The 12,172-nt window shown below is 71.0% G+C and carries 11 protein-coding genes and 1 pseudogene; 6 read left to right on the top strand and 6 right to left on the bottom strand.

The window, feature by feature from the left end; genetic code table 11:
- Window positions 1–7: 7 nt before the first annotated feature.
- A complete protein-coding gene (locus IG86_RS0100690; RefSeq protein ID WP_078848041.1) occupies window positions 8–1,759 on the top strand; it encodes a sensor histidine kinase in 1,752 nt (583 codons plus the stop codon).
- A gap of 11 nt (window positions 1,760–1,770) precedes the next feature.
- Here the strand turns inward: IG86_RS0100690 and IG86_RS0100685 are convergent, their stop codons facing one another.
- Window positions 1,771–2,658 carry a Cof-type HAD-IIB family hydrolase gene (locus IG86_RS0100685; protein ID WP_045936272.1) on the bottom strand — a complete coding sequence of 296 codons (888 nt, stop codon included), beginning with the start codon at window positions 2,656–2,658 and terminating at the stop codon, window positions 1,771–1,773.
- Window positions 2,659–2,765: 107 nt separating this feature from the next.
- Between IG86_RS0100685 and IG86_RS0100680 the strand changes: the two genes are divergently transcribed.
- Window positions 2,766–3,671 (top strand): LLM class flavin-dependent oxidoreductase, encoded by a 906-nt coding sequence (locus IG86_RS0100680; RefSeq protein WP_030893944.1) that lies wholly within the window; start codon window positions 2,766–2,768, stop codon window positions 3,669–3,671.
- A gap of 104 nt (window positions 3,672–3,775) precedes the next feature.
- On the opposite strand, the gene IG86_RS0100675 is transcribed toward IG86_RS0100680, so the two are convergent.
- A complete protein-coding gene (locus IG86_RS0100675; RefSeq protein WP_030816990.1) occupies window positions 3,776–4,315 on the bottom strand; it encodes an RNA 2'-phosphotransferase in 540 nt (179 codons plus the stop codon).
- Between the two features lie 134 nt (window positions 4,316–4,449).
- Here IG86_RS0100675 and IG86_RS0100670 point away from each other — a divergent pair, with 134 nt between their 5' ends.
- The gene (locus IG86_RS0100670) at window positions 4,450–5,283 is read left to right on the top strand and encodes an aquaporin (protein WP_078905757.1); all 834 of its coding nucleotides are present in this window, start codon (window positions 4,450–4,452) and stop codon (window positions 5,281–5,283) included.
- A gap of 116 nt (window positions 5,284–5,399) precedes the next feature.
- On the opposite strand, the gene IG86_RS0100665 is transcribed toward IG86_RS0100670, so the two are convergent.
- The 4 genes and pseudogenes from IG86_RS0100665 to IG86_RS0100655 form a co-directional block, all read right to left on the bottom strand.
- Window positions 5,400–6,314, bottom strand: coding sequence for a MerR family transcriptional regulator (locus IG86_RS0100665; RefSeq protein ID WP_030816985.1), 915 nt, complete (start codon window positions 6,312–6,314; stop codon window positions 5,400–5,402).
- A gap of 10 nt (window positions 6,315–6,324) precedes the next feature.
- Window positions 6,325–6,483 (bottom strand): annotated as a pseudogene (locus tag IG86_RS44090) (metal-dependent hydrolase); the annotation flags it as partial.
- A gap of 23 nt (window positions 6,484–6,506) precedes the next feature.
- Entirely contained in the window at window positions 6,507–8,297 is a 1,791-nt protein-coding gene (locus IG86_RS0100660) for an SDR family oxidoreductase (RefSeq protein WP_030893935.1), read from the bottom strand.
- Window positions 8,294–9,178: a M24 family metallopeptidase gene (locus IG86_RS0100655; protein ID WP_051784899.1), complete on the bottom strand. Its 885-nt coding sequence runs from the start codon at window positions 9,176–9,178 to the stop codon at window positions 8,294–8,296. The genes IG86_RS0100660 and IG86_RS0100655 overlap by 4 nt, the downstream gene beginning before the upstream one ends.
- 216 nt (window positions 9,179–9,394) lie before the next feature.
- Here IG86_RS0100655 and IG86_RS0100650 point away from each other — a divergent pair, with 216 nt between their 5' ends.
- Genes IG86_RS0100650 through IG86_RS0100640 form a run of 3 tightly spaced genes read left to right on the top strand, consistent with a single transcriptional unit; the run spans window position 9,395 to window position 12,169 of the window.
- On the top strand, window positions 9,395–10,384 hold the full coding sequence (locus tag IG86_RS0100650) for an ABC transporter ATP-binding protein (protein WP_078905756.1): 990 nt from the start codon (window positions 9,395–9,397) through the stop codon (window positions 10,382–10,384).
- Window positions 10,374–11,261 carry an ABC transporter permease subunit gene (locus tag IG86_RS0100645; RefSeq protein WP_030816980.1) on the top strand — a complete coding sequence of 296 codons (888 nt, stop codon included), beginning with the start codon at window positions 10,374–10,376 and terminating at the stop codon, window positions 11,259–11,261. Before IG86_RS0100650 ends, IG86_RS0100645 begins: the two co-directional genes overlap by 11 nt.
- Window positions 11,258–12,169 carry an ABC transporter ATP-binding protein gene (locus IG86_RS0100640; protein ID WP_030026437.1) on the top strand — a complete coding sequence of 304 codons (912 nt, stop codon included), beginning with the start codon at window positions 11,258–11,260 and terminating at the stop codon, window positions 12,167–12,169. The genes IG86_RS0100645 and IG86_RS0100640 overlap by 4 nt, the downstream gene beginning before the upstream one ends.
- Window positions 12,170–12,172 lie beyond the last annotated feature (3 nt).

The raw sequence follows: 12,172 nt of genomic DNA, 5'->3' as shown, positions 1-12,172 counted from the left end.
CAGGGACATGTCAGCGCAGCCGTCGCAGGAATCACCGGATCCCCTGCCGGATCCATCGCCGGGAACCCCGGACCCCCTGGTGGCAGCCACCCAGGCCACCAAGAGCCTGCACGGCCTGTCCACCGAACTCACGGCCCGGGTTCCGCAGCTGCTGGAGGCCATGCGGTCCGTCGGCACCGGCCTGGAGCTCCATTCCACGCTCGACCGCATCTGCGAGACCGCGGCCGAGCTGGCGGACGCCCGCTACGCCGCGATCGGCGTCGTCGACACGGAGGGCCGCGGGCTCTCGGACTTCGTCACCCACGGCATCAGCCCCGAGCTGTCCCGGAAGATCGGGCACCGCCCGGACGGGAAGCGGGGCCTGCTCGGAGCGTTGATCTCGCACTCCGACACCGTGCGGCTCGCGGATCTGACGAAGGACCCGCGCTCGGCGGGTTTCCCGGCGCACCATCCGCCCATGAAGACCTTCCTCGGCGTCCCGATCCGGGTGCAGGGAGAGATCTTCGGCAACCTGTACCTGGCCGAGAAGATGGGCGGCGTCGAGTTCAACGACTACGACCTCCACATGGTCCGGGTGCTGGCCACCGAGGCGGGCATCGCCATCGGCAACGCCCGCCTGTACGAGGCCGCCACCCAGCGCGAGCGCTGGATCGACGGCTCGGTCGCGGTCACCACCGCCCTGCTGTCCGGCGGGGACGCCGACGACGCCCTCTCGGTGGTGGCCGAGCAGGCCCGCCGACTGGCCGACTCCGCCGCCGGGATCGTCCTGCTGCCGGCCGAGGAGGGCGGGATGGAGATCGTCGCGGTATCGGCGGAGAACCCCGCCACGTCCCTCGGCGTGGTGATCCCGGCCGAGAGCCCGGTGGTCGACCACCTGCTGCGGGGGGAGCCGGTCTTCACCGATGACGCCTCGTCGGACCCCCGCATGATCAGCCGGCTCACCAGCCAGTACGGCCCCTGCATGATGCTGCCCCTGCACAGCGGGGGGCGGGTGCTGGGAGCGCTGGTCACCCCGCGCGGCCGCGGCAAGCGGCCCTTCACCGAGGCCGAGCGGACCCTGGCCACCCAGTTCGCCTCGCAGGCGGCGCTCGCGCTGATGATGGCCGAAGCGCAACGCGACCGGGAGCGGCTGGCGGTCTTCGAGGACCGTGACCGGATCGCCCGGGATCTGCACGACCTCGTCATCCAGCGACTGTTCGCCACCGGGATGATGCTGGAGGGCGCACAGCGCCGGTCGATCGTCCCCGAGGTACGCGACGGCGTGGGCAAGGCCGTGGACGAACTGGACGTGACGATCCAGGAGATCCGCACGGCGATCTTCGCCCTCCAGCAGGGGCCCGCGGAAGCCCCGTCCGGGCTGCGCACCCGCGTTCTGCGGGAGATCAACATGGCGGCCGTCCCGCTGGGCTTCAAACCCGCCCACCGCTTCCTCGGAGCGATCGACACGGTCGTCGGCGAGCTGGTGGGCAAGAACCTGATCGCCGCGCTGCGCGAGGCGCTGTCCAACGCCTTCCGGCACGCCGAGGCGTCCCGGATCGAGGTGGTCCTGGACTGCACCGTCATGCTGCCCGACGGCAGGGCCGGAGTCCGGCTGGAAGTCGCCGACGACGGGGTGGGCATCCCCGAGAGCGGGCGGCGCAGCGGCCTGCGCAACCTGCGGCGCCGGGCGGAGTCGCTGGGCGGTACGAGTTCCTACGGCCCCGGCATCGGGGACGACGGCGGCGGGACCACCCTGGTGTGGGAGGCCCCGCTCCAGTAGCACTGCGCCGGTTACGCCTGGTGCCGCGCGAGGCGTTCGGCCAGGATGCGCTCGATGACGAGGGCGACGCCGTCCTCGTTGTTGGCGACCGTCCGGCCGGACGCGGCCGTGATCACATCGGGGTGGGCATTGCCCATCGCGTAGGAGGTGCCGGCCCAGCTGAGCATCTCCACGTCGTTCGGCATGTCCCCGAACGCGACGACCTCTTCGGGGGTGATGCCCCGTTCAGCGCAGCACAGCGCCAGGGTGCTCGCCTTGGACACACCGTGCCCGCTGATCTCCAGCAGGGAGGTGGGGCTGGACCGGGTGATCGACGCGTACTCGCTCGCGGCGGAGCGGGCCAGTGCGAGGAACTCGTCCGGTGTGATCTCGGCGTGGTGCGCCAGCAGCTTGAGTACGGGCGCGGAGCTTTCGTCCGTGTTCTCGTGGAGCAGCTCCTCGGCGGTCGCGAGGTTGGCGCCCGGATCCTTGAAGAAGGGCGGGTAGTCCGGCTCGTAGTTGATGCCGGTGGTCAGCTCGACCGCGAAGGACGTGCCGGGTGCCGCCGCGCGCAGGGCTTCGACGACGGAGAGCGCGGCGTCCCTGGGGAGGGCCCTGACCTGTACGAACTCCCGCCCGGCGTGCAGGTCGACCACCGCCGCGCCATTGGCGCAGATCGCGAGGCCGTGTCCGTGGACATGCTCGGCGACCACATCCATCCACCGGGCGGGGCGGCCGGTGACGAAGAAGACCTCGATCCCCGCCTCCTCAGCAGCCGCCAGTGCGGCGACGGTACGCGGCGAGACGGACTTGTCGTCATGCAGCAAGGTGCCGTCGAGATCGGTGGCGATGAGCCGGGGCGTGGGAATTGGCCCGTCCGGGCGCTGAGGAGCCGAGGTCACGGCTCCATCTTCGCCCATGTGAGCGGAGGACCGGACCATGATCAAGCCAGGCTGCCGTCGTGAGCGGTGTTTCACGTGAAACGCAATGTTTCACGTGAAACATCGGCCCGCCGTACGCTCGACGCATGAGTCTGCGTCTGAGCACGGTGATCCTTCCGGTACGTCGATGGCACGAGGGGGGCCGAGACCAGTGGCTGCGAGCTGAGCAGCTCGGGTTCCACACGGCCTACACCTATGACCACCTGTCGTGGCGGACCTTCCGCGACGGCCCCTGGTTCGGTGCGGTTCCCACCCTGACCGCGGCGGCCGCCGCAACCGAGCGGCTGCGCCTGGGCACGCTCGTCACCTCGCCGAACTTCCGTCATCCAGTGACCCTCGCCAAGGACCTCATGACCTTGGACGACATCTCCGGCGGCCGTATCACCCTCGGCATCGGCGCCGGCGGCAACGGGTTCGACGCCACGGCGCTGGGCCAGGAGGCCTGGTCCCCGCGTGAACGCGCCGACCGCTTCGCCGAGTTCGTGCCGCTGCTCGACCGGCTGCTGACCGAAGGCTCCGTGAGCCACGAGGGCACTTTCTACTCGGCCGAGGAGGCCCGCAACATCCCCGGCTGCGTGCAGGGGCCGAGGCTTCCGTTCGCGGTCGCCGCGACCGGTCCGCGCGGTCTTCGGCTCGCCGCCCGGCACGGGCAGGCATGGGTGACCACGGGCGACCCGAAGCTCTTCGAGAGCGGCACGCCCGAGCAGTCGCTGGAGGCCCTGCGCGGGCAGCTCGAACGGCTCGACAAGGCTTTCGTGGAGATCGGCCGGGCCCCCGAGCCCATGGAGAAGATCCTGCTGACCGGCTTCACTCCCGAGGCCAACACCGTGCTGGAGTCCGTGGACGCGTTCGTCGACTTCGCGGGCCGGCACCGCGAGCTGGGCTTCACGGAGCTGGTCGTCCACGCACCGATCCCGGACTCCGACTTCGCCGCCGACGAGGCCGTCTTCGAGAAGATCGCCACCGAGGCCCTGGCGCAGCTCGACAGCTGATCCTTCCTCGGAAGCCCCGACCCTCACCGATCGGCGCGGAAGCCGTGGGGCCGCGGACGTGGGGGCGGACGTGGAGGTGGACGTGGGTGTGGGCGCCGTCCGGGCTACTGGAAGCGCAGGAACTGCGGGGGCACGGCGTCCACCAGCCACACCCCGTTGGCGCTGATCCGGAAGACGTGCCCGGCCGCACGCATCGCCCCGGCGTCCACGCTGAGCACCACGGGCCGGCCGCGGCGCGCGCCGACCCGGGTCGCGGTCTCCCGGTCGGGGGACAGGTGCACGTGGTGGCGGGCCATCGGGCGCAGGCCCTCGGCGCGGATCGAGTCGAGGGCGGCGGCCACGGTGCCGTGGTAGAGGTACGCGGGCGGTTCGGCCTCCGGCAGGTCCAGGTCCACGGCCACGGTGTGCCCCTGGCTGGCGCGGATGCGGGTGCCGTCGACGGCGAACCGCTGCTTGTCGTTGGCGGCCACGACATGGTCGAGCTCGGCGCGGCTGAAGTGGAAGCCGTGCGCGGCGGCGGCGCGCAGCAGGTCGTCGATCTCCACCCAGCCATGGGGATCGAGCACCAGTCCGATCCGTTCCGGCTGGTGCCGCAGGTGTTTCGAGACGTACTTCGACACCTTCACGGTGCGTCTTTCATCCATGCGCCCCAGCGTGCCCGCTCCGGAGGCCCTGCGGCAGCGATTTTCGGCGGCCGCGCGCCGATGGACACCCTCTACCCCCATTCCAAGATGCGGAATATATTTTCCATTATTACTTCCGCCCTGGGGGAGAACCCATGACAGCCCATACCTCTCTGCCACGCCGTGCGGCTGCCGAGCTGATCGGGACCGCCGGCCTGCTCGTGGTCGTGATCGGCTCCGGGCTCAAGGCCGCGGAACTCAGCTCCGACACCGGTGTCGCCCTCATCGCCAACTCGTTCGTGTCGGCGATCGGCCTCGGGCTGATCATCACTCTCTTCGGGCCGCTCTCCGGCGCCCACCTCAACCCGGTGGTGACCCTCACCTCCTGGTGGGCCCGCCGCACCGGCGGTACGGGGCTCGGCGGCCGTGAGGCGTCCGTCTACGTCGTCGCCCAGACGGCCGGTGCCATCGGCGGCGCCGTCGTCGCGGAGGCCATGTTCGGCCGGACCCCCGGCACCTTCGCCACCCAGGTGCGCGACGGGGGCCACCTGCTCGTCGGCGAGGTGATCGCCACCGCCGGTCTCGTCCTCGTGATCCAGGGGCTGGGGCGCATCGGGCGCGCCGGGCTGGTACCGGCGGCGGTGGCGGCGTACATCGCGGCCGCGATCTGGTTCACCTCCTCGGGCTCCTTCGCCAACCCGGCCGGCACCATCGGGCGCAGCTTCAGCGACTCCTTCACCGGCATCGCGCCCGGGTCGCTGCCGGGCTTCGTCGCCGCCCAGCTGGCCGGAGGGATCCTCGGTCTGGCCCTGGCGGCCCTCCTCTACGGGACCGGGGCGAAGGACGGCGCGAGCGACCGACGTGAGGGCGGCGAAGGCCTCGAAGCCGAGCCGAAGCCGGGCGCATCGGCGGCGCCGGCCGCGCTCCCCGGGGTCGCCCCGGCGGACGACGAGGGCCCCGACAGGGCCGCGTACCAGACCGTGGGCTGAGACGCCGTCTCAGTTGCCCACAGGAAAAGGGCACTTGTCCACAGCCGTTTGGGTGGGTTTTGACGGCAAACGCGTGATCCGCCCTGTGGAACCTGTGGACCAATTCCGTTCGGGCGCTACCGGGTGGCCCGGCGCGCCAGGTCGTTCATCGTCCGGGCCTGGAGCTCCCGCTCCGTCGCGGCCCGCACGAACTCCGCCACGTGGTCGGCGCCGACCAGCTCCTGCACCGCCCGTACCGTCCCGGCCGGCAGCGCGACCGGCGAGGAACCCGTCGGCTGAGGGGTGCCGGCCGTTCCCAGGTGCCGCTGCAGGTGCCGGGTCGCGAAGAGCCGCATCGCCCGCGCCAGCTCCGCGTCCACGGTCTGCTGCGCCAGCGGCCGCAGCCGCCGCACCATCGTCGCCGCCTCCGCGGCGTCCGCGTCCGTGGGCGGCACGTGCCCGAGGTAGCGCGCGAAGACGTGCTCGGTGGTGAACTCCAGGAACCGCGAGGCGATGTGCTCCACCTGGCCGCGCAGTTCCCGGAGGTGTCCGGTGATCGCCGCGAGCGGCACTCCGGCCGCGTACAGCTCGGCGGCCACCGCCAGCTCCTGCGGGGACGGCACCAGGAACTGGTCCGGGCGCCCCGGGATCCGTTCCAGCACGCCCAGTTCGCAGGCCTCGCCCACCGCGTCGTCGTCCGGCAGGCCGCCGAACCGTTCGTTCAGCTCGTCCCGGCTGATCCGGGCCGCCTCCTCGTCGGTCCAGGGCCCGTGCACCTCGGCGACCAGCCCCAGTACGCCGCCCAGGCCGCGCCCCGCGTCCCAGGCCTCCAGAAGCTCCTTGATGGAGGCTAGGGTGTAGCCCCGGTCCAGCAGGTCGGCGATCTGGCGCAGCCGCGCCAGATGCGTGTCCCGGTAGACGTTGGAGCGGCCCCGCCGCTCCGGCTTGGGCAGCAGACCGCGGTCCTGGTACGCGCGGATCGTGCGCACCGTCGCTCCGCTGTGGTGCGCCAGATCCTCGATCCTGTACTCGGCTACCGCCTGATCGGACAATCCCGGCTCCCTACGACATGGCGGCTCGGCCGACCGCGCCGGCTGCGGCCCGGGCGGCAGGTGAAGCCGCAAGGTACTCGACCGCCCTGCGCAGCGAGCCCTCCTGCGAGGGATGGTACGACTGCCGGAAGTAGCGGGATATGGCCGTGCCGGGCTCTCTCCCCGTGGGCGAGGCCGGATACGGGTCCCCGCTCACAACTTGGGCTCCACTCGGGCGATGCGCCGCAGGGCGCGCGGTGCGAAACGGGACATCCACAGGGCCCCCTTGGACTCGGGCGTGACCGGCACGACCGCCTCGTTGCGGACCACGGCGCGCAGGATCGCGTCGGCCACCTTCTCCGGCGGGAAGTTGCGCAGGCCGTAGAGCCGCGAGGAGCGTTCCTGGCGGCGCTTCTCCTCGGCCTCGTCCACACCGGCGAAACGCGAGGTGGCGGTGATGTTGGTGTTGACGATGCCGGGGCAGATCGCGGAGACCCCGATGGACTTCGAGGCGAGCTCCGCGCGCAGGCACTCCGACAGCATCAGCACCGCGGCCTTCGAGGTGCTGTACGCGGGCAGGGTGCGGGAGGGCAGATAGGCGGCGGCGGAGGCGGTGTTGACGATGTGGCCGCCCTGGCCGCGTTCGGCCATCTGCTTCCCGAAGATCCGGCAGCCGTGGATGACGCCCCACAGATTGACGTCCAGGACCTTCTTCCAGTCCTCGGCGGTGGTGTCGAGGAAGGCTCCCGACAGGCCGATGCCGGCGTTGTTGACCAGGACGTCGACGATTCCGTGCTCGGCGGCGACCTTCGCCGCCAGCTTCTCCATCGCCTGCTCGTCGCTGACGTCGACGCACTCCGCCCACGCCTCGGAGGCGCCGACGAGGCGGGCCATGTCGGCCGTGCGCGCCGCGCCCTCCGCGTCGCGGTCCACGGCCACCACCCGTGCGCCCGCCTCGGCGAAGGCGAAGGCGGTGGCCCGGCCGATGCCGCTGGCCGCGCCGGTGACCAGGACCAGCTGGCCGCCGAAGCGGTCGGCGTATTTGGCCGGGGCCTTCTGCCGAGGTGCCCGCGCGGCCGGTTCCTCCCGGGCCGTGACGAACTCCGCGATCCAGGAGGCCAGCTGGTCGGGCCGGGTCCGGGGGATCCAGTGCTTGGCCGGCAGGGTCCGCCGCAGCAGGTCCGGCGCCCACCGCTCCAGACCGTCGTAGAGCCGCTCTGACAGGAACGCGTCCCCGGTCGGAGTGATCAGCTGCACCGGTACATGGGCGAAGGCGTCGGAGCGCGGCCGGCGCAGCCTCGGCCGCACGTTGTCGCGGTAGAGCCAGGCGCCGTGCGCCGCGTCCGAGGGCAGCGAGGCCGTCGGGTAGGAGCCGGCCGGCACCTTTTCGACGCGCTGCAGCATCTTGGGCCACCGCTTGCCGAGCGGTCCGCGCCAGGCGAGCTCCGGCAGCACGGGAGTGTGCAGCATGTAGACGTACCAGGACTTGGTGGCCTGGCCGAGGAGCTGCGCCGCCGCGCGCGGGGTCGGCCGCGACATGCGCTTCTTGATCCAGTGCCCGAAGTGGTCCAGGGAGGGCCCCGACATCGACGTGAAGGACGCGATCCGCCCCTCCGTACGCCCGACCGTCGCGAACTCCCAGCCCTGTACGGAACCCCAGTCGTGGCCCACCAGGTGCACCGGCCGGTCCGGACTGACCGCGTCCGCCACCGCCAGGAAGTCGTCGGTCAGCTTCTCCAGGGTGAAGCCGCCGCGCAGCGGCTGCGGCGCGGTGGAGCGCCCGTGGCCGCGTACGTCGTAGAGCACCACGTGGAAGCGCGTCGCGAGCCGCTCGGCGACCTCCGTCCAGACTTCCTTGCTGTCCGGGTAGCCGTGCACCAGCAGTACGGTCGGGCGGCCCCGCTCACCGAGCTCGACCACGCACAACTCGATCCCGCCGGTGCGCACCCACTGCTCCCGCGCACCCGGGAGATCCGCCGCTCCTGCTCCGCTCACGCCGCTCATGCTGCCTTCTCCTCCTCGGCCCAGCGCCGCACGTGCGGCAGATCGTCGTCCAGCCAGAACGCGCTCTCCTCGGGGTCCCGGGAGTCGGTCACCACGAGGATCTCCTCGAACTTCGCGCCGGTGCCCCGGAAGCCCAGGTGCGGCTCCACCGCCCACAGGCCCGGCTGCGGCGGGTGGTCGGAGAAGTGGTAGGGGCTCCACAGCGGGGACCAGCCCTCACGGTGCCCGTGCAGGGCGTCACTGGCCAGCCCCTTGAGGGACTGCGTGCCGAAACCGAACGCCGTCGGCGACCAGCGCCGCTCCTTGACCCGGTCGATCTTGTGGGCGATCACGCCGAAGGGGTAGGCGCGGTGCCGGTTGGCGTACCCCTGCCGGTTCATCAGCCGCTCGACGTCCTCGTAGATCTCGCGCAGGGAGCGGCGTTCGCGCACCTGCTCCAGGATCAGCCTCCGGTGCGCCTGAAGATCGGACATGAGCCGGTCCTGCACCGGATTCAGGCCGAGGCTGCCCGAGTAGCCGATGTCCGCCGAGAAGCCCTTGTAGACGGGGGCCATGTCGAGGATGAACGGCATCCCCGGCTCCAGCCGCCGGTTGGTCGGGAAGAACTGCAGCGGGATGCGGAAGTTCGCGAAGGCGGTGCGGTCCCCGAACCAGGCGAACGGCAGGTGGAACCAGTCCCGGACCCCGCGGTCGCGCAGCCACTCGCGCTGCATGCGCGCCGCCTCGCGCTCGGTCACTCCGGGACGCAGCTGCGCCGCGACCGCCTCGGCGCACTCGTACGAGAGGCGCTGCACCTCTCTGAACCCGCTCAGGTCGGCGGAGGGCCGCCCGGAGTGCCGTCCGGGGTGTCGCGCGGTGCGTTGCCTGGTGTCCCCAGCCATGTCAGCCGTCCATCCGTAGAGCCGTACGCGCCCGTAAGTTGACACTGATGAATGTGACAATGACCGGAGATCACGTCAAGGGTCGTGCACGGACCTGTGGACAAAGTTGTCCGGTCCACATCAGCCTCCAGTACGGGTATGTACGCCGGAAGGCTGAGACCGGATCCAGCTCCAGGTCTGACGCCTGACGAGGGCCACGCCACTAACGTCGGATCCGTGACTGTCATCGCGACCGAAAGCCTGAGCAAGCGGTACCCCCGAGTGACCGCCCTCGACCGGCTCTCCCTGGACATCGGACCCGGCGTGACCGGGCTCGTGGGCGCCAACGGAGCCGGCAAGTCCACGCTGATCAAGATTCTGCTGGGACTGTCCCCCGCCACCGAGGGCAGCGCCGCCGTGCTCGGCCTCGACGTCAATACGCATGGCAGCGCCATCCGTGAACGCGTCGGGTACATGCCCGAGCACGACTGCCTGCCACCCGACGTCTCGGCCACCGAGTTCGTCGTCCACATGGCGCGCATGTCCGGGCTGCCGCCGACCGCGGCCCGCGAGCGCACCGCCGACACCCTGCGCCACGTCGGGCTGTACGAGGAGCGCTACCGCCCCATCGGCGGCTACTCCACGGGCATGAAGCAGCGCGTCAAGCTCGCCCAGGCACTCGTCCACGACCCCCAGCTGGTCCTCCTCGACGAGCCGACCAACGGCCTGGACCCGGTCGGGCGCGACGAGATGCTCGGCCTGATCCGCCGCGTCTACACCGACTTCGGCATCTCCGTCCTGGTCACCTCCCACCTCCTCGGCGAGCTGGAGCGGACCTGCGACCACGTGGTGGTCGTCGACGGCGGCAAGCTGCTGCGCTCCAGCTCCACCAGCGACTTCACCCAGACCACCACGACCCTCGCGGTCGAGGTCACCGACTCCGACGCCCACCCGGACGGCAGCGCCGCCCTGCGTAAGGCACTCACCGAGGCGGGCATCGCCCTGCACGCCGGCGAGGAGCAGGGCCTGCCCGGAGCCGGCCACATCCTCCTCGTCGAGGCCACCGGCGAGCACACCTACGACACCATCCGCGACACCGTCGCCGAGCTGGGCATCGGCCTGGTCCGCATGGAACAGCGCCGCCACCACATCGCGGAGGTCTTCCGCGACAACGACCACCCCGCGTACACCGCTCAGCAGAAGGGAGCCGGTTCCGATGGCGCCTGAAACGTCGACGCAGATCCACAACATCGGCTACCGGTCCTACGACGGACCGCGGCTCGGCCGTGCCTACGCCCGCACGTCACTGTTCTCCCAGTCCCTGCGCGGCGCCTACGGGCTCGGCCGGTCCGCCAAGTCCAAGGTCCTCCCGATGCTGCTCTTCGCGGTGATGTGCGTTCCGGCGCTGATCATCGTCGCGGTCGCCATCGCGGTGCCCGGCTCCACGGACCTGCCGATCAAGTACACGACGTACGCCCTGACCACCCAGGTGGTCATCGGCCTCTACCTCGCCTCCCAGGCGCCGCAGTCCGTCTCGCGCGACCTGCGCTTCAAGACGGTCCCGCTCTACTTCTCGCGGCCCATCGAGCGCGTCGACTACGTCGTCGCCAAGTACGCGGCCATGGCCTCGGCCATGTTCATCCTCACCGCGACCCCGCTGCTGATCATGTGGATCGGCGCGCTCCTGGCGAAGTTCGACTTCGCCGACCAGACCAAGGGATTCGGGCAAGGACTCGTGTCGGTTCTGCTGCTGTCGCTGCTCTTCTCCGGGATCGGCCTGGTGATGGCCGCGCTCACGCCGCGCCGTGGGTTCGGCGTCGCGGCGATCATCGCGGTGCTGCTGATCCCCTACGGGGCGGTCACCGCGGTGCAGGGCATCGCCTACAGCACCGGGAACGCGGAAGCCATCGACTGGCTGGGCCTGTTCTCCCCGATCACCTTGATCGACGGCGTGCAGACCGCGTTCCTCGGCGCCACCTCCGCCTTCCCCGGCGGTGAGGGCCCCTCGGCCGGCACCGGCTTCGTCTACCTGCTCGTCGCCCTCGGCCTGATCGCCGGCTCCTACGCCGCCCTGATGGCCCGCTACCGGAAGGCCGGGCTGTGACCACCATCGACATCGACCACACCTCCCGCTGGTTCGGGAACGTCGTCGCCGTCAACGACGTGACCATGCGCATCGGCCCCGGCGTCACGGGACTGCTGGGCCCCAACGGCGCGGGCAAGTCCACCCTCATCAACATGATGGGCGGCTTCCTCGCCCCCTCCACGGGCACCGTCACCCTCGACGGCGCCCCGATCTGGCGCAACGAGCAGATCTACAAGCAGGTGGGCGTCGTGCCCGAGCGCGAGGCGATGTACGACTTCCTCACCGGCCGTGAGTTCGTCGTCGCCAACGCCGAGCTCCACGGCCTCGACGACGCGGCCGCGCAGCGCGCACTGGCCACCGTCGAGATGGAGTACGCGCAGGACCGCAAGATCTCCACCTACTCCAAGGGCATGCGCCAGCGCGTGAAGATGGCGTCCGCCCTCGTCCACGACCCGTCCGTGCTGCTCCTGGACGAGCCGTTCAACGGCATGGACCCCCGCCAGCGCATGCAGCTGATGGACCTGCTGCGGCGCATGGGCGACGAAGGACGCACCGTCCTGTTCTCCTCCCACATCCTGGAGGAGGTCGAGCAGCTCGCCTCCCACATCGAGGTGGTCGTGGCCGGACGGCACGCCGCCTCCGGCGACTTCCGCAAGATCCGCCGCCTGATGACGGACCGCCCGCACCGCTACCTGGTCCGCTCCTCCGACGACCGGGCCCTCGCAGCGGCCCTGATCGCCGACCCCTCCACGGCCGGCATCGAGGTCGACCTGAAGGAGGGCGCGCTGCGCATCCAGGCCGTCGACTTCGGCCGGTTCACCGAACTGCTGCCCGTCGTGGCCCGACAGCACGGCATCCGGCTGCTGACGGTCTCACCCTCCGACGAGTCCCTCGAGTCGGTCTTCTCCTACCTCGTCACGGCCTGAAAG

The organism is Streptomyces virginiae (genome assembly GCF_000720455.1).
GTDB classification, from domain to species: domain Bacteria; phylum Actinomycetota; class Actinomycetes; order Streptomycetales; family Streptomycetaceae; genus Streptomyces; species Streptomyces virginiae.
The sequence above is the reverse complement of the archived record's forward strand: the minus strand, read 5'-3'. Positions and strand labels throughout refer to the sequence as shown.